Annotated in this window: 20 protein-coding genes and 2 pseudogenes; 14 read left to right on the top strand and 8 right to left on the bottom strand. The window is 40.5% G+C overall.

Features of this window, described 5'->3' with window-relative positions:
• Positions 1-485: 485 nt before the first annotated feature.
• The 3 genes and pseudogenes from VCM39_RS06535 to VCM39_RS06545 form a co-directional block, all read right to left on the bottom strand.
• Positions 486-1,463 carry a hypothetical protein gene (locus VCM39_RS06535; protein ID WP_221650428.1) on the bottom strand — a complete coding sequence of 326 codons (978 nt, stop codon included), beginning with the start codon at positions 1,461-1,463 and terminating at the stop codon, positions 486-488.
• Positions 1,464-1,554: 91 nt separating this feature from the next.
• Positions 1,555-1,779, bottom strand: coding sequence for a hypothetical protein (locus VCM39_RS06540; protein ID WP_221650427.1), 225 nt, complete (start codon positions 1,777-1,779; stop codon positions 1,555-1,557).
• Positions 1,780-2,201: 422 nt separating this feature from the next.
• Positions 2,202-3,125 (bottom strand): annotated as a pseudogene (locus VCM39_RS06545) (IS1595 family transposase).
• A gap of 195 nt (positions 3,126-3,320) precedes the next feature.
• On the opposite strand from VCM39_RS06545, the gene VCM39_RS06550 reads away from it, so the two are divergent.
• From VCM39_RS06550 to queF, 4 genes are all read left to right on the top strand, one after another.
• On the top strand, positions 3,321-3,446 hold the full coding sequence (locus tag VCM39_RS06550) for a hypothetical protein (RefSeq protein ID WP_255585954.1): 126 nt from the start codon (positions 3,321-3,323) through the stop codon (positions 3,444-3,446).
• A 940-nt stretch (positions 3,447-4,386) separates the two neighbouring features.
• Positions 4,387-5,067 carry a queuosine precursor transporter gene (locus VCM39_RS06555; RefSeq protein ID WP_002561351.1) on the top strand — a complete coding sequence of 227 codons (681 nt, stop codon included), beginning with the start codon at positions 4,387-4,389 and terminating at the stop codon, positions 5,065-5,067.
• Positions 5,068-5,176: 109 nt separating this feature from the next.
• Positions 5,177-5,830 (top strand): 7-cyano-7-deazaguanine synthase QueC, encoded by a 654-nt coding sequence (queC, locus tag VCM39_RS06560; RefSeq protein ID WP_323674040.1) that lies wholly within the window; start codon positions 5,177-5,179, stop codon positions 5,828-5,830.
• A gap of 125 nt (positions 5,831-5,955) precedes the next feature.
• Positions 5,956-6,411 (top strand): preQ(1) synthase, encoded by a 456-nt coding sequence (gene queF / locus VCM39_RS06565; RefSeq protein WP_002561353.1) that lies wholly within the window; start codon positions 5,956-5,958, stop codon positions 6,409-6,411.
• A gap of 26 nt (positions 6,412-6,437) precedes the next feature.
• On the opposite strand, the pseudogene VCM39_RS06570 reads toward queF, so the two are convergent.
• From VCM39_RS06570 to VCM39_RS06580, 3 genes and pseudogenes are all read right to left on the bottom strand, one after another.
• A pseudogene (locus VCM39_RS06570) lies at positions 6,438-7,551 on the bottom strand (type II toxin-antitoxin system HipA family toxin).
• The gene (locus VCM39_RS06575) at positions 7,535-7,861 is read right to left on the bottom strand and encodes a helix-turn-helix domain-containing protein (protein WP_221650423.1); all 327 of its coding nucleotides are present in this window, start codon (positions 7,859-7,861) and stop codon (positions 7,535-7,537) included. Before VCM39_RS06575 ends, VCM39_RS06570 begins: the two are co-directional and overlap by 17 nt.
• Before the next feature lie 191 nt (positions 7,862-8,052).
• Positions 8,053-8,226, bottom strand: a complete 174-nt coding sequence (locus VCM39_RS06580) for a hypothetical protein (protein ID WP_221650422.1) — start codon at positions 8,224-8,226, stop codon at positions 8,053-8,055.
• Between the two features lie 634 nt (positions 8,227-8,860).
• Here VCM39_RS06580 and VCM39_RS06585 point away from each other — a divergent pair.
• Positions 8,861-9,871, top strand: coding sequence for an IS110 family transposase (locus tag VCM39_RS06585; protein ID WP_413544831.1), 1,011 nt, complete (start codon positions 8,861-8,863; stop codon positions 9,869-9,871).
• A 701-nt stretch (positions 9,872-10,572) separates the two neighbouring features.
• Here VCM39_RS06585 and rlmH read toward each other — a convergent pair.
• On the bottom strand, positions 10,573-11,046 hold the full coding sequence (gene rlmH / locus VCM39_RS06590; RefSeq protein WP_025867180.1) for a 23S rRNA (pseudouridine(1915)-N(3))-methyltransferase RlmH: 474 nt from the start codon (positions 11,044-11,046) through the stop codon (positions 10,573-10,575).
• A 127-nt stretch (positions 11,047-11,173) separates the two neighbouring features.
• Here rlmH and VCM39_RS06595 point away from each other — a divergent pair, with 127 nt between their 5' ends.
• The 7 genes from VCM39_RS06595 to VCM39_RS06625 all read left to right on the top strand — a co-directional run bounded on the left by VCM39_RS06595 (position 11,174) and on the right by VCM39_RS06625 (position 16,865).
• On the top strand, positions 11,174-11,566 hold the full coding sequence (locus tag VCM39_RS06595) for a DUF4783 domain-containing protein (protein ID WP_289294044.1): 393 nt from the start codon (positions 11,174-11,176) through the stop codon (positions 11,564-11,566).
• Positions 11,559-12,407 (top strand): carboxylating nicotinate-nucleotide diphosphorylase, encoded by an 849-nt coding sequence (nadC, locus tag VCM39_RS06600; protein WP_221650420.1) that lies wholly within the window; start codon positions 11,559-11,561, stop codon positions 12,405-12,407. Before VCM39_RS06595 ends, nadC begins: the two co-directional genes overlap by 8 nt.
• A gap of 380 nt (positions 12,408-12,787) precedes the next feature.
• Positions 12,788-13,336 carry an RNA polymerase sigma factor gene (locus tag VCM39_RS06605; RefSeq protein ID WP_044095369.1) on the top strand — a complete coding sequence of 183 codons (549 nt, stop codon included), beginning with the start codon at positions 12,788-12,790 and terminating at the stop codon, positions 13,334-13,336.
• Positions 13,320-14,372, top strand: a complete 1,053-nt coding sequence (locus tag VCM39_RS06610; RefSeq protein WP_322933786.1) for an outer membrane beta-barrel protein — start codon at positions 13,320-13,322, stop codon at positions 14,370-14,372. The genes VCM39_RS06605 and VCM39_RS06610 overlap by 17 nt, the downstream gene beginning before the upstream one ends.
• 20 nt (positions 14,373-14,392) lie before the next feature.
• Positions 14,393-14,914, top strand: a complete 522-nt coding sequence (locus tag VCM39_RS06615) for a DUF4943 family protein (protein WP_322933787.1) — start codon at positions 14,393-14,395, stop codon at positions 14,912-14,914.
• A gap of 136 nt (positions 14,915-15,050) precedes the next feature.
• Positions 15,051-15,734 carry a DUF4858 domain-containing protein gene (locus tag VCM39_RS06620; protein WP_221650417.1) on the top strand — a complete coding sequence of 228 codons (684 nt, stop codon included), beginning with the start codon at positions 15,051-15,053 and terminating at the stop codon, positions 15,732-15,734.
• Positions 15,735-15,944: 210 nt separating this feature from the next.
• Complete coding sequence (locus VCM39_RS06625) at positions 15,945-16,865, top strand: NAD(P)H-dependent flavin oxidoreductase (protein ID WP_289293770.1); 921 nt, start codon at positions 15,945-15,947, stop codon at positions 16,863-16,865.
• A gap of 85 nt (positions 16,866-16,950) precedes the next feature.
• On the opposite strand, the gene ald is transcribed toward VCM39_RS06625, so the two are convergent.
• Entirely contained in the window at positions 16,951-18,042 is a 1,092-nt protein-coding gene (ald, locus tag VCM39_RS06630; RefSeq protein ID WP_221650415.1) for an alanine dehydrogenase, read from the bottom strand.
• Positions 18,043-18,440: 398 nt separating this feature from the next.
• Between ald and VCM39_RS06635 the strand changes: the two genes are divergently transcribed.
• Positions 18,441-20,090: a M23 family metallopeptidase gene (locus VCM39_RS06635; RefSeq protein ID WP_322933788.1), complete on the top strand. Its 1,650-nt coding sequence runs from the start codon at positions 18,441-18,443 to the stop codon at positions 20,088-20,090.
• 30 nt (positions 20,091-20,120) lie between these two features.
• Positions 20,121-21,761, top strand: a complete 1,641-nt coding sequence (locus VCM39_RS06640; RefSeq protein WP_195348641.1) for a C69 family dipeptidase — start codon at positions 20,121-20,123, stop codon at positions 21,759-21,761.
• Positions 21,762-21,840 lie beyond the last annotated feature (79 nt).

Raw genomic sequence — 21,840 nt, forward strand, 5'->3', positions numbered from 1 at the left:
TACAATGCATATGAACCAACTGCTATTGGGGCATACCAAAATCCTAAAATGCAATTAAAACCCAACATACAAAACAACGATAAGTTTGTATGCTATCAAGGATTCGACGCTTTAAACAATAGCTTTTTCAATAAAACACTGATAGCATATCCGATATGTTACCCAATACCAAACTATCAGTATTTCATCTTTAAAAAATTTGAAGGGTTTCATTATATTGAAGTAAAAGTCCCTCGTGAGCTACAATTTAAGCAGCTATATTCTAAAGGATTCACATTGATATAATCTTAACTTGGGATAAATGAATAGGGAGATGTTGTTAGAAACTTCTTCAAGCAACAAGAGGGCATGCCAGTTTCCCAGCATACCCTACTAATATTTGATATAGAGTTCGATTGTCTATGGCATAGCGCAAATGTCACTTAACGGTTTATTACTTACCTGTTGGGGCTCAGACCAATTCTCTCCATCAACAGACGTTGAAACTATCCACCATAGACAGGATTGAAAACAATACCTGTCATAATAAATTTCCCTTTTCCAAGTGTTATATCCATAATTTGCATACCAGATTGTATCACTTTTATCGGTGACCAGTTAATTCCATCTGTTGATACAGTAATTTCACCATTCATAGTTCCTACTACAAATTTCCCATTACCAAAACCTATAGTATTCACGGTGTTGCTTCCTGCAATTACATTAGGAGCAGACCAACTTCTTCCATCCGTTGATGTTATAGCGAAGTTTGCATTGTTAACTTTGCCAATAGCTACAAATTTCCCATTTCCATAGGCAATGTCATTTATTGTGGCATAGGTTCTTCCTGTATATACTGGTTCTGTCCAATTCATTCCATCTGTTGATGATATAATTGGTGAGCCTTCTTTTATTCCGCTACGAGTCACCGCTACAAATTTCCCATTACCAAATATAATTCTTCTAAAACCAATTTCATTATCAAAATGAATCAGTTCTGACCAGTTTTCACCATCAATTGATGAAGCTGCATATGAATCAAATGCCGAACTTACTACTACAAACTTCCCATTTCCGTATGCAATATTATACCAACCTTTCATTCCTAATGTTTTAACTGGTGACCAATTTTCTCCATCGGTGGATGTAGTGATATAACCACTGTCTGATGTTCCATTTCCTACTGCAACATATTTCCCATTTCCATAGGTAATGCCACTCCACCATACATTGTTATCAGCTCCTACTATCATAAATTCGTTATTAAAGTTAATAATCTTTTCTGTTGAAGGTAATTCTCCCGGTTCTATTGGTTTCTCAGGTTCTTCTGGTTCCTCGGGTTCTCCAGGCTCGTCTGGCTTTTCGGGTTTCTCTGGTTCTTCAACAGGAGGCTTAACCGGAATTTCGGGAATTATAGGTTCTTTGTCACACCCAATCAATAATCCGGTACACAGTACCATCATACAAAAGATTTTTGTTTTCATTATTTAAATTTGTTTTATCCCACAACCACTGGGATGAGATAATTTCAAGAAAGCGGGTTGTTCCGGAAACGGCACTTTCCTGTTTTACAATTTATACTTGTGTCTTTATAATATTACCACTTGCACCAACTATAACAACGGTAACAGGACCAATAATATCTCCTTCCATTACTAATTGATTATTGGCGTAAGTGCCCTTTACAAAGAATCCAGAGATTGCTTCAATTTCACTTCTAATCGGGCATTTAGTCAAATCTGAACTAAACGCACCAGCTTTTAGTATGTTACAAAACGCTCTTGTTGCAATTTTACCCATAGGTTTCTCCTTTTTTTAATGATTAATATTTGATATATGTATTATAGACTTTTAGAGAAGAGTTTTGCCTTTTGGATAATCAAATGAGTAGATACAAGAAAAGGGCACAAACATACTCTTCCTCATTGATTGGTAAGGCTCTGGTAAGCCCGAAGTTCAAATAAGAAAAAGCAGTCTGCGCCCTCGATTGAGGGTGCAAACTATGCTTAGACTCATTATTTTGAACTTCATTTAAAATTTACCAGATTTTACCAAGTCAAATAATTGTCTGCAAGTTATGCAATATGTCTATTTAGAAATAATATCTGTTCTTATACCTCATTTTTTAGTTAGTGTACAAAGTAAACAAAAAAGGTGGAAACAGACAAATATGCTTTAGACAAATCACAGACTACTTATATAATTGTTTCTTAATTTGATTCCTATGCCCATTCAGGTTTCATTAACAATTCGCCATAGTACAACCGTTCCGTGAAACTTTGCAAGAAATCATTGAAACGCTCGCCATCTGTTTGTTTACGTGTGTTGTATCGGAATACAAACTCCTTGCAATACTTAGAAAGATGTTTTTTACTCGCAAGGTGATATATCCCTTTGATGCCACGCTTAATATGACTTCAAAATCCTTCTATTGAGTTTGTATGAAATCCGTTCAAAGCGTAAATATGTTGCTTGTGTGGAATAGTCTTATGCTCGTAATCTTTACTTAATGTGTTATATACATTTAGTTCATCTGTAATGATTGTAGACCCTTTACGCACACGTTCCTTGATAATCGGGTATAAAGTTGTTTTCTGAACATTAGGCACTACTTGTGCATAAACAAGACCGTCTGAAACCATGCCGAATATAGGTGTTTTTTCCTTGAGGCTACGACCTTGTGTACCGTTACCATGACTTCTACTTTTACCACCCATATAGGTTTCGTCCATTTGAGTCATATCATCAAAAGTTGCATCATCATCCTTTATGTTATGACGAATGCGGTGCAGCATAAACCATGCTGTCTTTTGGGTTACATGGATATCACGCGCCAATTGGCAGCTACTAATGCCTTTCTTGTGCGAAAGGAACAGAAAGATAGCATAGAACCACTTCTTTAACGGAAGATTGGAATCCTCAAACATTGTACCAATCCGAACCGTAAACCGTTCCCGACAATCTTTACACTTGTACAAACCTTTAAACTCTCCGTTTTGAGTCAGTTTATAGTGGTGCTTAGTTATAGAGCCACAATGCGAACAAACAGGCTCACCATGCCACCGCATATCTTCAAGATACTCTCTGCAATCCTCTTCGGTATGCAAAGTATCTATCATTTGAAGTAGTGAGTGGAATGGTTTCATGTGTACAATTATTGATTAATAGAGAAATTGTACACGAAATGGGAGGATAATTTCAGTTTTAGAGAAGAATCTTAAGAATTTTCGCAAAAAAAATAATAGCGACTGATTATTAGGTTATTGGTTGCATTAAAACGTAGATTTTTATTTGTTTTATGAGAGTAAATACATATTCTATCAAATCAAAATTGTATCGAAATGAAAACTCTTACAGAAACCCTGAATGAAACGTTGGAAAATACGTTGCAAATAGAAATTGTAAAAATGGCAGATAGTCAATCAGAAGAGAAACAAGAAGGAACAACAAATGAAGAAAATGATTAAGTTTACTCGAAGATTGGTTGAAACCAAATGTTGTAGAATGATATAATTGTAATGACAATAAATCTTAATTTTTTTCAGAGTAACACAACCTATTTCATCTTGATGCGTTACATTTGCACCATTATAAAAAAGCCACCGTCATAATGTCAAAATGACAGAAGCTTTGATAGACCTCAAAATTGTGCTGCTACACGATGAGGATGAACATTAACATTTTACTCCACGGATGTCAGACAAAGGCATCCGTTTTTACTTGGAGTTTAATCCCCCTTCTTATGAATATGGGGTTTCAAAGATGGTGTATTTCCTGGAGTCTGCTTGTTGTCTCTTTGACGACGGTCAGGCTTTCCTGTGGAAATAGCAATTCTTTTTGGACCTGTTTTGATACCCATAATAACATTTTCCTTAGTTAAACATGTGAATTTTCCTTTTCAACGGAAGGAACTCCGCCATCTTGATTTCAGAAAGATAGGTGTAAACTGCCGTTATATCCAAAAAATGAATTTTAAGCAAAACGGAATGCCGATGACACTGATAAAAACTTTCAAAAACAGTACCAATTAATACAAATAATCTTTAATGCCGCAATATCTGCCAAATAGACAGACATTGTGGCACATTTTGTATTTTTCTCAGCTAAATCAAGAGAATAAGTACGGTGAGCAAAAGTTAACCTTGGAGTGAACTCGTTATTATTGGTATAACCAATCATTGTACACAATCGTTGGTACAATAAAGTATATAGTTGCGAATAATTATGTTCAATTATTTTGTGAAAAATGATATAGTATCCGTTACCCTTTTTTGATTTCTTGAAAAAACATCCTAATCGCTTGTCGGTTTTCTAAAGATGCCGTATCTTTGCTGCCCGAATTAAAAAAACGTATGATGCCGTGAATAGCGGTCGTGTATTCTAGAACACCACGTAAAAAACAGGAGTATGAAAGAAAAAGTATCCATTCCCTTCATGTTGCTTGGCATATTGTTTAATGTATGCCTTATTGCAGCCAATCTTCTTGAAACCAAAGTGATTCAGGTAGGTAGTATTACCGTTACTGCCGGATTGCTTGTATTTCCTATTTCCTATATAATCAACGACTGTATTGCCGAAGTATGGGGATTCAAAAAAGCCCGTCTCATTATCTGGAGTGGTTTCGCCATGAACTTCTTTGTTGTAGCATTGGGCTTGATTGCCGTAGCTATTCCTGCTGCTCCTTTTTGGGAGGGGGAAGAGCATTTTGATTTTGTGTTTGGTATGGCACCACGTATTGTCTTTGCCAGTTTGATGGCATTTCTGGTGGGTTCATTCCTTAATGCTTATGTGATGAGTAAGATGAAAGTTGCCAGCGGTGGAAAGAACTTCTCCGCACGTGCTATTATTTCTACGGTTGTCGGAGAAACGGCGGACTCTTTTATCTTCTTTCCTGTTGCTTTTGGTGGTATCATTGCCTGGCCGGAACTGTTGGTAATGATGGGAATCCAAATCGTGCTGAAATCTATGTACGAGGTTATTATCCTTCCTGTGACGATTCGGGTTGTAAATGCTATCAAGAAGATAGACGGCAGCGATGTCTACGATAAAGATATTTCCTATAATGTACTTAAAATAAAAGACGTTTAATAAGTGATAAGTGAGTAGTGATAAGTGATTAGTAAGCTGCGCTATGATCCGCATGGCACTAATCACTTATCACTACTCACTTATCACTACTCAAAAGTCATTATTTATGATTAATAAAAATACTGCCTTAGTCGTGTTCAGCGGTGGGCAAGATTCAACGACCTGCCTGTTTTGGGCAAAGCGTGAATTTAAGAAAGTGGTTGCCCTGAGTTTTCTTTATGGGCAGAAACATAAGAAGGAGGTAGAACTGGCACGTGAGATAGCCCGTAATGCCGGTGTGGAATTTGAAGCAATGGATGTTTCCTTTATAGGACAATTGGGGCACAATTCATTGACGGATACAACGATGGAGATGGATCAGGATAAGCCTGCCGATAGTTTTCCGAATACGTTTGTACCGGGGCGTAACTTGTTTTTTCTTAGTATTGCTGCCGTATATGCACGTGAAAGAGGTATCAACCATATTGTGACCGGTGTGTCGCAAACCGATTTCAGTGGCTATCCCGATTGCCGGGATGCTTTTATTAAGTCTCTCAATGTAACATTGAATCTGGCAATGGATGAACAGTTCGTTTTGCATACTCCGTTGATGTGGATTGATAAAGCACAGACCTGGGCATTAGCTGACGAATTAGGGGTGCTTGACATCATCCGTAATGATACATTGACTTGCTATAACGGTATACAGGGTGATGGCTGTGGGCATTGTCCGGCATGTAAATTACGTCAGCAGGGATTGGAAGAGTATCTCGCCAGAGAGTAACATAGAGTATTTTCTTTAATAAAACGCAGATAAAAGAGCTGTTATCTCTCTTTTACCACTGTTTCTTTTATATATAATCATCGCTTGTCGTACCTCCCCGTGCGGGAAGCACAACTTTTCATTTTATGACTGAATTAAAAGATCAACTCTCCCTTTTGGGTAGAAAAACAGAGTACAAACAAGATTATGCTCCCGAAGTATTGGAAGCTTTTGATAATAAGCATCCCGAAAATGATTACTGGGTACGTTTTAACTGTCCTGAGTTTACCAGCCTTTGTCCCATTACCGGACAGCCGGATTTTGCTGAGATACGTATCAGTTATCTTCCGGATGTGAAGATGGTGGAAAGCAAGAGCCTGAAACTTTATCTCTTCAGCTTCCGTAGCCATGGCGCATTCCATGAAGATTGTGTGAATATCATTATGAAAGATCTTATCCGCCTGATGGATCCGAAATATATCGAAGTGACCGGCATCTTTACTCCGCGTGGAGGTATTTCCATCTATCCGTATGCTAACTATGGCCGTCCGGGAACGAAATATGAGCAAATGGCGGAACACCGGTTGATGAATCACGAATAGATGAAGTATTGGATACAAAGTATAGTTTATATTATTCGTTTGTATTCCGTCGATAGAATTTCCGAGCATTCTTCGGCAATACTCATAATAATGTCTGTTCCTTTTTTTCTGGGAATGCGAATACTTTCACCTACAACAAGCATATCTTCGATAGTTGGATTGTCGTTATTATTGACAGAGGTGGCATGTTCTCCATTATAGCCATTGCTACATCGGGTTAAGTCGTAAGCCGGAGCTAATGACCAGGTACCTTCCCGACAAATGAAGCTGAAATTTTTGGCATGGTCGTCTTTATTGTCGGTTAAAACGTTGAATACCATGCGTCGAAACATTTCAGCAACTTGTTTCGGGTCTTGTGTGAGGTATCCCGTCAGATGGAGTAAGGTTTTGTACTCCAGTTTGGGTTGCATAATCGATTCGTTTAAGATTGCCCCGGCTGTAGCGATATGCAACCTTTCTCCATGCTCAATATCAAAACGTTTGGTTGAAAAATACTTTCCGTTCATTAACTTATAATCAGGTACAGTGATACCGCATTTACGTGCTATCTCATTATATTGGTATTCCATTACCCCCATATCTTTGGGGTCGTATGTGTGTCTGAATTTTACTAACCATGTCCCCTCTGCATCGTGATACAGGCACTTAGGGCGACATCCTCCCGAATTGCCGCTATTAAAATATAAGATATCTTCATCTTTATCAGACCTTTCAGATAGTACGTCCAGTGCCATCTGTTGGAGATCGTCCAGCTCCGGTAATGTTTTTTCTTCGCCTATATATGTTTCGGGAATATAGCACAAAGCCCCCATTCCCGATGTACCGACAATGCTCAAACGCTGCAAAGGAGTTAGCTTACTATCGTTGATTCCTTGTTTTTTCAGCATACGATTCAGTAAATAGCGCCCGTATCCGTCGGGCAGACTGTCTTCGAAAACACCAAAGTTACCCCAAAATGGTTCCGGTTTGGCGATGAACAGATCCGACTTTAAGGGCAAGTCAAGCGGTGAAATGGAAAATCCGTTTACTGACCAATCTTTATCATATTGAAATGCGCATAATCGGTTGTCCGGGAGTCATACTAAGTGTTCCAACAGTACGATTGTGATACGTGACTGTTACTTTATTTGTAAATCTCATTTCGCCCTTTTTTTCTGTTTTTGTTCTTGTTAATCATCTCCAGTTCCTCCATTGTGTTGTAGAGTGGTTCGGAGAGCAGTGCTTTCATGTCTTTGGTATAACCTAATGCTTTTGCTAATGCCACGAAGGAAGCCAGTGAAATGGTATGTTTTTGTTCAAATTTAGCAATAGTGGGAGTTGGAACTCCGCTAAGTTCTGTGAGAGCTTCCCGTGACAGCCCCTTTTCTAATCTGCGCTTTTGTAGATTAGAAGCAAGTATCGCTAATAATTCATCGGGTGTATCAATGTCGAAATTATAAAGTAATGGCATACTATTGTATTTGAAAAAATGGAAAATAGGATGTATTGAATATTATTGTATCCAATACAAAAGTATTCCTTTTTTTGCTGACAAACAAAATATTCCTGCTTTTATTTCGATTTGTTAATGCCTATTCCTGTGTCGGTTGATGAATCACGAATAACAGAGTTATTCTAAGCTCTTTCTGAACTCCGCCGGTGTCATGCTGTATTTCTCACGAAAAACACAAGGCGGTCAAAGATTTTGAGGTTCTCCAGTTCTTTACTGCTCATTTTCTTTTCCGTCTCTGATTCCGTGTCGTTCGTAATGTCCGGAGAGGAATCGGCTGTAGCTGTTTGCTGTTGCTCTGTTGTATCTTCGTCAGCAGTATCCACAACTTCGCTGGTAGGATCCTCTTCTGTTTGTTGTATTCTTTTTTTGTTTGGTAACGTTGCAAAGATATAATTTAGTGGGGAAAAATACAATTATTTTAGTCTACACCTGTTAGGGCAAATAGGTGTAGACTAAAATAAAGAATTAGCCTAAAAGTTTTTAAAATTTAAGAATAACTTTCGTTTTGCTCTTTTGTTGGCCGATCCTATAACACGTGCTTTGGGACAAATGTTGCTGTTAGAGGACGAATTGCATAAATACTTGTAATAATATGCGGTCTGTATTGTATATTTTTGCTCTATCTGCATAGATATGTACTGTATCCCGGTGTGTAAATTCATTTATCCTGGTAAGATAAGTCCGGTTTCTCTACCATTATCTTTGCCATTATCTTTGCCATGGAAAACATAGTTCTTTATGAACGTTAATAAGAATAAATTTCTTAATATTGTCTCGTAAACAAGAAAGCCTCCATATGTCGCGTTAGCTTACTTCCTCTATTAATCTTTTAGATTATTCCTCGTATTAAGCACGACATATTTATTGAACCTAAGCCAGAGAGTATTTCGGGAGTTGGATCCCATTATCATGGTAGTAGCCGTTCAATATCGGAGCCCTTCACTAAATAAAAATGTTATGGTACAAATTTATGGAATTGATTTGGGAATGTCAAGCTTTGAGGTTAGTTTTTTGAGTGAATCGGGCAGTGTCCGTCATTTATCCGGTGTAAAGAACACGGTTCATGGGATCAGCAAGTTTCTTCTCTCCTTGCCTTCCTCTGCCGTTCTTTGTGCGGAACATACAGGCGTTTATGGCGACCTACTGCTTCGTCTGTGTACTTTAAACCGGATATGCCTGTGTTTTGTTCCGGGTTATCAGATAAAGCATAGTCTGGGGCTTCAGCGTGGTAAATCCGATCCTCTGGATGCCTGTCGTATCCGTGAATATGCCGAACGTTTTTATGACCTTCTCAGACCTTGTTTCTATGCTGGGGAAGAGATGTCTGAACTTCAGGAATTGTATCGTACACGCTCTCTGCTGGTGGAATCTCGTAAGCGCCTGGACACTTTAAACATAGGTGATAATTGTAAATCTTCTGTTTCCCTGGCGGCCGTCCATGCACGGAGAGCTGTCCTTGCGGAGTTAAATACCCCAATATCCGGGCTTGACCATGAGATAGAAGCCCTCATACAAAACTCTTCCGAATTCAGCAGGAATTATCAGATTCTTACCTCCATTGTCGGTGTAGGACCTGTGACCAGTTGTGAGCTGATAATAAAGACAGAGAATTTTAGAAAATTAGACACGGCTAAAAAATGTGCTGCTTACGCAGGTATCGCTCCTTATCCAAAAGAATCGGGAAAGATGAAATGCGGACATAAAATATCGCCAATGGGTGACAAACAATTGAAAACACTGCTTTTCTTATGTGCACGTTCGGCAAAGGAGCATAATAAAGAAATAAGATTATACTTCCTAAAAAAGCATAAAGTGGAAAAGAAGCACTTTTTCGTAGCGATGAATAACATTGCCAATAAGTTATTGCGGCTGATTTACAGTCTGATTCACAAGCAACAGACCTATGACAGGGATTATATACAAAGAGACCCGAGATGTGTTGTGATTTCAGATACACATGAATGCTGAAAAAGGAACAAATGGACCGTTTAGGTAGTAAATATTCAAAACAAGTAGACGGTTTTATAATACATTGATAATTAATACATTATATGAGAGATTATTTTGTCGTAGAGAATCGACTCGTTTCTCTACGACAAACGCTTCGATTCTCTACGAGAAACGGGGCATTTATCACCGAGAAATAAGTGAAACATCCATAAGATATAACAATTGGTATAGTTACGAAAGTAGAGTCAGTCATTAATTGTAATGAAAAAGAAAACATAATGAAGAAAGGACATATCTTTCGTAGTTAACATTTATTAAAGCAATATTCTGCGGAAACATTTGGTTTTAATAGAGTATACGAGGAACGGTCCAAGTCTCGTAGAGAAACATTCCGAGACTCTACGGGGAAAAAATATTTCTCCGTAAAGTCCCTTTTTTTAGGCTAACTGATACTGATATTTGATCTGTCTTCAGGTAGAAAAAAGAATTATATCTGCTGGTTTTGATAATATATTGTGTAGCAAATATGAAAGAAAGAAGGAAAATGTTACTTGATGGACAATAATCCGTGTTATCTGAAAAAATGAATATGGAAATCAAGGCGATTTTAGTGACTGGTACTTCATTCAGATCCAAATAAGAGGAGTCTGTGACGTCAGGAATATCACTTTGTCAAATAGTAAGTTGAAAAGAAATCCAATTCAGGCTCCCCGAAGCAATTATTCATGATGATAGGGGCCTCCATTCAATATTGTCATTGCACGATATATCTGCTCTACAAAGATAAGGCGTATCATCTGATGAGAGAAGGTCATTTTCGACATTGAAATCTTCTCCTGTGCGGCATCATATACCCGCTGCGAGAAACCGTAAGGACCTCCGATGACGAACACCAGCCGTTTGTTCACCGTATTCATCTTTCGTTTCATGTATTCGGCAAATTCGAGAGAACGCATTTCTTTGCCATGTTCATCAAGCAGCACCACCACGTCTCCCGGTTGTAAGGCTTTGCATATAAGTTCTCCTTCTTTCTCTTTCTGTTGTTCCATCGAGAGGCTTTTGGTGTTTTTAAGTTCAGGAATGACTTCCATATCGAAAGATATGAAGCGTTTTGTACGTTGGATATAGTCGTTGATAGCAGTAATATAATGTTGTTCTACCGTTCGTCCTACGACGAGCAAAGTCGTTTTCATGCTGATACAGTTCTGATTATCGCACAAAAATAGGCATTTTTTATTGTATTCTGCAATAAATGCTTACCTTTGCGTATCATTAGATACCAGATTAAGTTGAAAACTGATATCTGAAAAGCTTGTGGTTATGAAAAAACAAGTACTTTTATGGATTGCCGGATTGCTCTTTTCCGCGTCTGCGCTTTTGGCACAAGATGTACCGGTGGGTGTAGTTCTGGCATTTAAAAAAGGAAGCTCTCAGGAGCTGAACAAATTCCTGGGTGATAAGGTAGACCTCATCATTCAGAATCGTTCGACGAATGCTGACAAGCAAGCAGCAGAAAGTACCATGAATACTTTTTTTACTGAAAATAAGGTCAGTGCTTTTAATGTAAATCATCAGGGAAAGCGTGACGAATCGAGTTTTGTCATTGGTACCTTGACAACTGCTAATGGAAACTTTCGGGTGAATTGTTTCTTCAAAAGAGTACAGAACAAATATTTAATTCATCAAATAAGAATTGACAAAACCAATGAATAAGGAAAAAGAACTTATAGACAAGTTGATTGACCTTGCCTTTTCTGAAGATATAGGTGATGGTGACCATACCACCCTTTCGTGTATCCCTGCTACAGCAATGGGAAAATCAAAACTCCTCATTAAAGAAACCGGTGTATTGGCGGGCGTTGAAGTTGCTAAAGAGATATTTAATCGTTTCGACCCCACTATGAAGGTGGAAGTGTTTATCAATGACGGTACTGAAGTAAAACCTGGTGATGTGGTAATGATAGTAGAAGGAAAAGTACAATCGTTATTGCAAACAGAGCGTCTGATGCTGAACGTAATGCAACGTATGAGCGGTATTGCTACTATGACCCGTAAATACGCTCAAAAGCTGGTTGGTACGAATACTCATGTGCTTGATACCCGTAAAACAACACCGGGAATGCGTATTCTTGAAAAGATGGCTGTGAAGATTGGTGGTGGGGTGAATCATCGCATAGGGCTGTTTGATATGATCCTCCTGAAAGATAATCATGTGGATTTTGCAGGTGGCATTGATAAGGCTATCACTCGTGCAAAGGAGTATTGCAAGGAGAAAGGCAAAGATCTGAAAATAGAAATTGAAGTGCGTAACTTCGACGAATTGCAACAAGTGCTTGATTTGGGTGGAGTAGATCGTATTATGTTTGATAATTTCACTCCTGAGATGACAAAGAAAGCTGTTGAGATGGTGGCTGGCAAATATGAGACGGAATCATCCGGCGGTATCACTTTCGATACATTGCGCGATTATGCCGAATGTGGAGTGGACTTTATATCTGTGGGTGCTTTGACGCATTCGGTGAAAGGACTTGATATGAGTTTCAAGGCCTGTTGACAACTGATTTATTCTGATAAAATAAAATAGACTTAACCTCCTGTATGCTCAATCTATTGTAGTATGCAGGAGGTTGTTTATTATAGGTAAGTAATCGTTCAAAATTATATGATACTCTTATTGAAACGCAGAAACTCACAGATTCATGCAAAGCATATCATCGCTCAAGTATAGCGCAGCCATTTAATCTGCGAAAATCTGCGATCATTTGCGTTTCAATAGAATGTTGTCATAGTATGAACTAAATTTGAAGTACTACTTAAAGTCTATTGTTTTTTTGTCTTTAACTTCTTTTAAATATTATCATTGCAGCATTTCTCAGAATGCTGCGTCTAACTAACAAACGACGCAGAGAGGCGTCCGTAAAAAAAGCACTGACATTGGAAAACGAGATAGAACTGATAAAGGGCTGCCGGGCAGGGAAAGATTCCGCTCGAAAGGAGCTTTATACCCTCTATTCTAAGCAGATGCTGGCGGTATGTTACCGTTATACGGGCGATATGGATGCGGCCCATGATGTGTTGCACGACGGTTTTATCAAGATATTCACCAATTTCTCGTTTCGTGGAGAGGCATCACTGTCTACATGGATCACGAGGGTGATGGTAACTCAGGCACTTGATTATCTCCGACGGCAAAAACGCATCACACAGGTGATGGTTCATGAAGAACAACTGCCCGATATCCCCGATATATCATCTGATAGAGGAAGCAGTATCTCCGAAGAACAACTGATGGCGTTTGTGGCTGAACTACCCGATGGGTGCCGAACCGTGTTTAACCTCTATGTGTTTGAGGAGAAGTCGCACAAAGAAATAGCAGGCATGCTTCATATAAAAGAGCATTCGTCTACTTCGCAACTTCACCGGGCCAAATATTTGTTAGCAAAAAGGATTAAAGAATATAGAAACCATGAAGAGAGAAAATGATGAAATAACCGATCTGTTCCGTTCGCGTCTTGGGCATGCCGAGATGACGGTAAGGGATGGTTTTTGGGAAGAGTTGAGCTGTGATGTGGCAGTTAGTAGCCATCAGCGCCGTCGTGTGCTATTCTTCCGGGTAGCTGCCGCAGCCTCTGTTTTATTAGTGCTGGCAGCATCTTCGGCAGCTTTCTGGTTTTTCTCACCGAAAGAAGAAATAGAAGAGGCATTTACACAATTAGCAGTTTCCGGTGTAGGAAATCTGGATGGTGATCGGGTGAATCAATCGTTCTCACCTGCCCATACCGAACCGGTATTGCAGAAACCGGCTCCTGGTCGGTATGCTATGTTGGTTCAGTCCGAAGGAGAAGAGGATGATTCGATATCAGTAACTGTATCTTTGTCATTCAGCTTTTCATCAACCACCTCAAGTCATCATGGGTATGGAAGAGAAACGGAGAATTCCGGAGAAAATATTTGGAAGGCAGGAGTAAACAATGAGCCTGCTACTACTGTTACAGAAGAACAACCTGTGAAGCCGGTGTTGGCAGAGGTTAAGAAACCACGTACCTGGGCTGTGAAAGCTGCTGTTGGTACGGCTCTTCCGGCAGAAAACGGGAAATATAAGATGCCTGTAATGGCAGGTGTCACGGTAGAGAAGATGTTGAATAAGTACCTGGGAGTAGAAACCGGATTGACTTATTCAAATCTTCGTTCAGAGAATCAGAATCTTCATTATCTGGGTGTTCCGGTAAAAGTGAATGTGCATCTGGCGGAAACAAAGAAGCTGGATTTGTATGCTTCTATAGGAGGAATAGTTGAAAAATGTATAGCAGGTGCGCCGAATAATGATTTTAAGAATGAGCCTGTACAGTTGGCTGTAATAGCCGGAGTAGGGGTTAATTATAAAGTAAATGACCGGATAGCACTTTTTGCAGAGCCGGGAGTATCGCATCATTTCAATACGGATTCAAAACTTGAAACGATACGTACAAAGCGTCCCACGAATTTTAACCTTATGTGCGGAATTCGCATGACTTATTAACCATTAAAAGAACGAACGTTATGAAAAAGACATGGATACTGCTTCTCACCGTTTTTGCGGTTTTCGCATTGACCGGATGCAGTAAAGAAACCCTGGACTATAATAATCCGGATGTTGATCTTTTTGTGAAGCAACTCAAAGCCGGAACCTATAATACAAAAAATGACAAAGGGATTGTTGAAGTCCCTCATTTTACCGAAAATGACATTCCCGAATTGCTGAATTATGCCGAGGATATGAGTGTGATCCCCTCATTTCCTTCCGTATATAACAGCAATAGTGGCAAGATCCGTTTGGGCGAATGTATTTTATGGACAGTAGAAAGTATTCGTCTGGGCTTTCCGGCTTCAATGGGGTGCCATATGGTAGAAGTGAATGCCGAAAATTACGAAGCAATCTATTTCTTGTCCAATGAAGAACTGCTGGATGCTGCAGTCCGTTACCGTCGCTGGTGGGAAAACAGGCAGTATCCGCGAACGGCATGGACCATTGATCCTTGCTACGACGAGCCGCTTTGTGGTAGCGGTTACCGCTGGTGGTAGGGTAGACTAAACAACTGAACATGGCTAAACGTTTTAATCTATTGCTGCTGATTTTTTCAGTGGCCGGGACAGTACATGCCCGATGGAAAAAGAAGGATGTACTACTAACTTATTAAAATGATTAATGCATTAGAGAATGACGAAGCGCTTTATATTATTTATATTAATCAGTCTGACTGCCTCAGTAGTCTGTTCGCAAGAATGGACCACACAGGATTCTATTAAATTGAATCGAATCCTGCAGGGCAACGAAGAGATTAAACTGAACCCGGAGGCTGTGAAACAGATTGATTTCGGTTCTGAAGTTATGGGCACTCCTCTCATGTCTACAGAAAAGAGCTGGATGTTGCCGGATGCGACGCTTCCGTCTGTATTGCCTAATACGTTGCCACTGAATAAAAAACAGATGCTTACCCTGCGTCCTTATAAGCCGAATACACCTTATGACTGGGATCCGGTATATCAAAAAAAGATAAAAGTAGGGCAGGACACCTGGCGGGGAGATCCCTTTTATAGGATAAAGACGCTGAGATCCTATACTAACATGGAAAAAGTTCCTCAAAAGCCGAAAAGAACAGGAGGGGTACCATCCGATATTGAAGCTGTGAACCTGCGATATAATCCGTTGATGGGGCAGGCAAATGGTGCAATGGCGGGTGTGGGCATTGGTGGCCTTGATTTTATGTCTATCTTTACAAAAGATTTTTGGGATGTGAAAGGGCGTGAACGACGTGGCCGTACGTTAGAGGTACTGAAAGCCTATGGCGATTCGACTACCAGGCTTATTCCGATGCCTATATTGCAGCCCATCGCTCATTGAACTATCTGAAAGCCCGATTTGTTTAGTAAATAGTTAAGGAGTATTCAGCATTCAAATAATTTAGTTGAAACGCAGATTAACGCAAATTTTCGCAAAGAATTGATTCAATTCAATTATCGCGTTGCTTTATAGTTTGCGAAAATTTGCGTTAATCTGCGTTTAATAAAAGACGTATTAGTATACAAAATAAAATCAAAACAAATTCAGTTTATGAATAGAATTTCTACTCTATTGGGTATTCGTTACCCTATCATTCAAGGCGGTATGGTGTGGTGCAGCGGTTGGCGTCTGGCATCGGCAGTAAGTAATTCAGGTGGATTGGGACTTATTGGCGCTGGGTCTATGCATCCGGAGGTTCTTCGCCAGCACATCCGTAAATGTAAGGCAGCTACCGATTTTCCTTTTGGAGTAAATATCCCTTTGATGTACCCTCAAATTGAGGAGATAATGAATATTGTGGTCGAAGAAGGAGTGAAAATCGTATTCACCTCTGCCGGTAATCCTAAAACGTGGACAGGTTGGTTAAAAGAACGTGGTATAACTGTCGTCCATGTAGTGTCTTCTTCTAAATTTGCTGTGAAGTGTGAAGAAGCCGGAGTAGATGCTGTTGTTGCTGAAGGTTTTGAGGCAGGCGGACACAACGGGCGCGAAGAGACGACTACATTCTGTCTTATTCCGGCAGTACGTCGTGCAACGACTCTTCCTTTGATTGCTGCCGGCGGTATTGCTACAAGCGAAGGTGTTCTGGCTGCTATGGTGCTGGGGGCCGAAGGTGTACAAATAGGTACCCGTTTTGCACTGACTTATGAAAGTTCTGCCAGTGATGTTTTCAAAGAGTACTGTCTGCGGCTGAATGAAGGTGATACGAAATTATTACTTAAAAAATTAGCCCCCACCCGTTTGGTTACGAATCATTTTCGTAATGCGGTAGAAGAAGCTGAGGCGCGTGGTGCTTCGGCAGATGAACTGCGTGAACTATTGGGAAGAGGGCGTGCGAAGAAAGGTATTTTTGAAGGTGATCTTGAAGAAGGAGAATTGGAAATAGGACAAGTAGCTGCTTTGTTTCGTCAGCAACAATCGGTGGCAGAAGTTATGAAAGAACTGACTAAAGAGTTGAAAATTGAAAGTTAGGCAGCGCTTCTATAATTGACAATTGACCACTGTCCATTGTCAATTGTCCACTGTCCATTATAGAAGCGCAGCTAACTTTCAACTTTCAATTTTCAATTCCAAAAACATCCGCTATAGCCTTATACACTACTTTACCTTCTACTATATTAAGGCCGAGTGCTAATGCGGGATCATCTTTACAGGCTTGTTTCCATCCTTTTCCGGCAAGAGCTTTTATATACGGTAGTGTTGCATTTGTCAATGCTAAGGTAGAGGTATATGGTACGGCTCCCGGAATATTGGCTACAGCGTAATGTACGATGCCATCTATTATATAGGTTGGGTCACTGTGTGTGGTGGGATGTGAAGTCTCGAAACATCCTCCCTGGTCAATGGCCACATCTACTAATACCGTACCCGGTTGCATCATTTTCAGCATATCACGTGTAATGATGTGAGGAGCTTTATCTCCCGGAATAAGTACGGAACCTATCACGAGATCTACCGTCGGCAATTCCATTTTTAATCGTAGCTCTGAAGCATAGAGTGTTTTTACGTTTTTGGGTAATGTTTCGCTTAAATAACGTAAGCGGGCCAGGTTGATATCAGCTATTGTTACGTCTGCTCCCATGCCTGCTGCCATTTGTGCTGCATTACTTCCCACGATACCGCCACCAAGAATCAGTACTTTGGCCGGTTTTACACCGGGTACACCGCCCAACAAGATTCCTTTACCACCTTGCGGACGTTCCAGAAAACGGGCTCCCTCTTGGGTTGCCATTCGTCCGGCAACTTCACTCATCGGTATTAACAGGGGGAGTGAGTGATCTGCCTTTTCTACAGTTTCATACGCCAGGCATACAGAACCATTCTCCATCATTGCCAGTGTCAACTCTTTATCGGAGGCGAAGTGGAAGTAAGTGAACAGTAATTGTCCCTTTTTAATAAGCTTGTACTCAGGAGCTATCGGCTCCTTTACCTTCACAATCATTTCGGCAATGGCATAAACTTCTTCCATTGTCGGCAGAATCTGTGCACCCACGGCTGTGTATGCCTCGTCCGGAAAGCCGCTGTTGATACCTGCAGTATGCTGTATATACACAGTATGCCCGCATTTCACAACTTCAGCAACTCCGGAGGGTGTCATACCCACGCGATTCTCATTGTTCTTGATCTCCTTTGGTACTCCGATAATCATAATGTTATTGTATTAAGGATTAATTATAGGCGAATGTACGGAAAAGATCCTTATACTATTACTCGTAACCGGATGTTTAACAGCATATTGTCAAAAATGAGTAGCCTTTGACTATTTCTGTTTATAATAGGTCGATCTTACTGTTTTTTGAATTAATTCTGCCGGTGGGTTTTAATATTTACCCGGAATGACGTACATTTGTGATTCTAAATAGATAAGTACTGTATCCTAATTAAATGATCGTATCATTGAAACGCAGATTATCGCAAATTTACGCAAAGAATATCGTCCCTTAAGTGCAGCAAGCCATCTAATCTGCGAAAATCTGCGATCATTTGCGTTTCAATAAAACATTGGTATAGTATGAATTAAATTTGAAGTACCACTTAATGAACTATATGAAACTATATATTGCAGCTTTGTTGCTTATCTGTAGTGTACAGGCTTTTTCGCAGGAAAAGCCACAGGCATCTTTTGTCCCGCCATTTGACTTTCCGTTGACTTTGAGTGGTAATTTCGGAGAAATACGTACCAATCATTTTCACGGCGGGCTCGATTTTAAGACCGGAGGTGTTATTGGAAAGCCGGTTCGGGCGTTGGCAGACGGGTATATCTCACGTATTCGTGTTACTCACGGATCGGGGTATGTACTCGATGTTTGTTATGATAATGGCTATTCTACCATCAATCGGCACCTTAGCGGATTTACAGGAGCTATTGCAAAGCGGGTAGAAGATTTGCAGTATAAAGAGGAGAGTTATGAAGTGGAAATTATTCCCGAACCGGGTGAATATCCTGTCAAAGCAGGACAGCAGATTGCGTGGAGTGGTAACACTGGCTATTCTTTTGGTCCGCACTTGCACCTGGATGTCTTTGAAACGGCTACGGGTGATTATGTAGATCCGATGCCTTTTTTCCTTAAAAAGATCAAAGATACGACTGCGCCGAAAGTTGAAGGTATTATGTTGTTTCCTCAGCCGGGCAAAGGGATAGTGGAAGGAAGTCCGGAACATCGTACATTCTTACCTAATGTGGCACATCCTGTTGAAGCCTGGGGAGTGATTGGCACCGGTATCAAAGCATACGACTACATGGATGGTGTACACAATCGTTACGGAGTACATACGGTTGTCCTTACCGTAGATGGGGAAGAGGTGTTTCGCAGCACTGTGGATCGTTTTTCTCAGGAAGAGAACCGGATGATAAATTCCTGGACATGCGGACAATACATGAAGTCGTTTATTGATCCGGGAAATACCCTTCGTTTGCTGAAGGCCTCTAATGGTAATCGCGGTTTGGTGACTATTAATGAAGAAAGAGACTATCAGTTTTTGTATACGTTGACGGATGCGTTTGGCAATACTTCACGATGTCGTTTTACGGTGCGTGGAAAAAAACAGCCGATAGAGCCGTTACAACACCGTGAGAAATATTTCTTTGTTTGGGATAAAACCAATTTTCTGCAAGAACCGGGGTTAACGTTGGTTGTACCCAAAGGAATGCTTTATGATGATGTTGCTTTGAATTATCAGGTAAAAGCCGATAGTGGTGCTATTGCTTTCACCTATCAGTTGCACGATAAACCTGTTTCATTGCATAACAGTTGTGAATTGCGCATTGGCTTGCGGCGTAAACCAATAGAGGATACTACGAAGTATTATGTGGTACGTGTAACTCCCAAAGGTTTGTATGGTGCAGGCGGTAAGTATGAAGACGGGTTTATGAAAACGCGCATTCGTGAGTTAGGCACTTACACGGTTGCAATAGATACAGTCCCTCCTGTGATTACTCCGGTCAATCCTAAAAATTGGGCACGTACGGGAGAAATAGTGTATACCATCAAAGATAAGTCTACCGGAATCCGTTCTTATCGCGGAACCATTGACGGGAAGTATGCGTTATTTGGCAGGCCCAATATGATTCGTTCACAGTACGTATACAAGCTTGATCCGAAGCGTGTGAAGAAAGGCGGTAAACATACAGTAGAGATGGTCGCCACGGACGACTGTGGCAATGAAACGGTGGTGCGTAACACTTTCGTATGGTAAATAATCACATAATTAAGTAATATAACAACAATGAACAAGAAACTGATCCTTTGTGCTGCCTTTCTTGTGGCGGCTGTGGCGAATGCTTTCGCTTGTACCAATCTCATTGTCGGTAAGAATGCTTCTGCTGATGGTTCAACCATCGTTTCCTATTCTGCCGATTCATACGGGCTCTTCGGAGAATTATACCACTATCCGGCTGCTACCTATAAGAAGGGTACTTTGCTCGATGTCTATGAGTGGGATACCGGTAAATATCTCGGGAAGATTGAACAGGCACGCCAGACCTACAATGTCATTGGTAATATGAATGAGTTTCAGGTGACTATCGGTGAAACTACTTTTGGTGGACGTCCCGAACTGGTCGATTCTACCGGTGTCATCGATTATGGAAGCCTGATTTATATCGGTTTGCAACGTTCGCGTACGGCGCGTGAGGCTATTAAGATTATGACGGATCTCGTGCAGGAGTATGGCTATTATAGTAGCGGAGAGTCTTTCACTATTGCCGATCCGAATGAAATATGGATCATGGAACTGATAGGTAAAGGGCCCGGAATCCGTGGAGCTGTATGGGTAGCTGTCCGCGTGCCCGATGATTGTATTTCGGCACATGCCAACCAGTCGCGCATCCATCAGTTTGATATGAATGATAAGGAGAATTGCCTCTATTCGCCGGATGTGATTTCTTTTGCCCGCGAGAAAGGATACTTCAGCGGTGTGAATAAAGATTTTAGTTTTGCCGATGCCTATGCTCCGCTTGATTTTGGTGCACGCCGCTTTTGTGAGGCCCGTGTGTGGAGTTACTTCAATATGTTCACAGATCAGGGTAAGGCATTCCTTCCCTATATACAGGGTGAGACAAATGACCCCATGCCGTTGTTTATAAAACCGAATCGTAAAATTTCTGTGCAGGATGTACAGAATGCAATGCGTGATCATTATGAAGGAACACCGCTCGACATTAGCAATGACTTTGGTGCCGGTCCTTATAAAACTCCTTATCGTCTCTCTCCGTTGAATTTCAAGGTGGATGGTCAGGAATACTTCAATGAGCGTCCTATCTCTACTCAGCAGAGTGGATTTGTATTTGTAGCACAGATGCGTGCCAGTATGCCCGATGCGGTGGGTGGAGTGCTCTGGTTTGGTACGGATGATGCGAATATGACAGTTTTCACTCCGGTATATTGCTGTACGGATAAAGTTCCTGTATGTTATACCCGCGTAGGTGGAGCCGATTATATTACTTTCTCCTGGGATTCTTCTTTCTGGATTTTCAACTGGGTGTCCAATATGGTATATCCCCGCTATGATCTTATGATTGGTGATATCCGTGCTACACAGCACGAATTGGAAGGTACCTTCCATGAGGCACAGGCCGGTATTGAGAGTATGGCTACCCGTCTTTATCAGAAAAATCCGGATGAAGCAAAAGCTTTTTTGACCAATTATACCAATATGACGGCACAAAGCACTTTTGACACCTGGAAACGGTTGGGCGAGTTCATTATCGTGAAATATGCTGACGGAGTGATTCGTAAAATGAAAGATGGTAAATTTGAGCGCAACTCTATTGGTCAGCCGGCAGGTGTTATCCGTCCGGGGTATCCGAAAGAATTCCTTGAAGAATACGTAAAACAGACGGGTGAACGCTATAAAGTGAAAGAGTAAATAATAGATTATTTAAAATTATTTATTAGGAATTCTTATTTTATTCTTTTACATTTGTGACTCTGAGAAAAGATTAATC

Source organism: Bacteroides mucinivorans (assembly GCF_034654355.2).
Classification (GTDB): Bacteria; Bacteroidota; Bacteroidia; order Bacteroidales; family Bacteroidaceae; genus Bacteroides; species Bacteroides nordii.

What these genes read in the sequence shown, in the direction of transcription:
- VCM39_RS06535 (WP_221650428.1), bottom strand. Translation starts at nt 1,463, where the DNA reads ATGAAAACAAAAATCTTTTGTATGATGGTACTGTGTACCGGATTATTG.
- VCM39_RS06540 (WP_221650427.1), bottom strand. Translation starts at nt 1,779, where the DNA reads ATGGGTAAAATTGCAACAAGAGCGTTTTGTAACATACTAAAAGCTGGT.
- VCM39_RS06550 (WP_255585954.1), top strand. Translation starts at nt 3,321, where the DNA reads ATGAAAACTCTTACAGAAACCCTGAATGAAACGTTGGAAAATACGTTG.
- VCM39_RS06555 (WP_002561351.1), top strand. Translation starts at nt 4,387, where the DNA reads ATGAAAGAAAAAGTATCCATTCCCTTCATGTTGCTTGGCATATTGTTT.
- queF (WP_002561353.1), top strand. Translation starts at nt 5,956, where the DNA reads ATGACTGAATTAAAAGATCAACTCTCCCTTTTGGGTAGAAAAACAGAG.
- VCM39_RS06575 (WP_221650423.1), bottom strand. Translation starts at nt 7,861, where the DNA reads ATGCCATTACTTTATAATTTCGACATTGATACACCCGATGAATTATTA.
- VCM39_RS06585 (WP_413544831.1), top strand. Translation starts at nt 8,861, where the DNA reads ATGGTACAAATTTATGGAATTGATTTGGGAATGTCAAGCTTTGAGGTT.
- rlmH (WP_025867180.1), bottom strand. Translation starts at nt 11,046, where the DNA reads ATGAAAACGACTTTGCTCGTCGTAGGACGAACGGTAGAACAACATTAT.
- VCM39_RS06595 (WP_289294044.1), top strand. Translation starts at nt 11,174, where the DNA reads ATGAAAAAACAAGTACTTTTATGGATTGCCGGATTGCTCTTTTCCGCG.
- nadC (WP_221650420.1), top strand. Translation starts at nt 11,559, where the DNA reads ATGAATAAGGAAAAAGAACTTATAGACAAGTTGATTGACCTTGCCTTT.
- VCM39_RS06610 (WP_322933786.1), top strand. Translation starts at nt 13,320, where the DNA reads ATGAAGAGAGAAAATGATGAAATAACCGATCTGTTCCGTTCGCGTCTT.
- VCM39_RS06615 (WP_322933787.1), top strand. Translation starts at nt 14,393, where the DNA reads ATGAAAAAGACATGGATACTGCTTCTCACCGTTTTTGCGGTTTTCGCA.
- VCM39_RS06620 (WP_221650417.1), top strand. Translation starts at nt 15,051, where the DNA reads ATGACGAAGCGCTTTATATTATTTATATTAATCAGTCTGACTGCCTCA.
- VCM39_RS06625 (WP_289293770.1), top strand. Translation starts at nt 15,945, where the DNA reads ATGAATAGAATTTCTACTCTATTGGGTATTCGTTACCCTATCATTCAA.
- ald (WP_221650415.1), bottom strand. Translation starts at nt 18,042, where the DNA reads ATGATTATCGGAGTACCAAAGGAGATCAAGAACAATGAGAATCGCGTG.
- VCM39_RS06635 (WP_322933788.1), top strand. Translation starts at nt 18,441, where the DNA reads ATGAAACTATATATTGCAGCTTTGTTGCTTATCTGTAGTGTACAGGCT.
- VCM39_RS06640 (WP_195348641.1), top strand. Translation starts at nt 20,121, where the DNA reads ATGAACAAGAAACTGATCCTTTGTGCTGCCTTTCTTGTGGCGGCTGTG.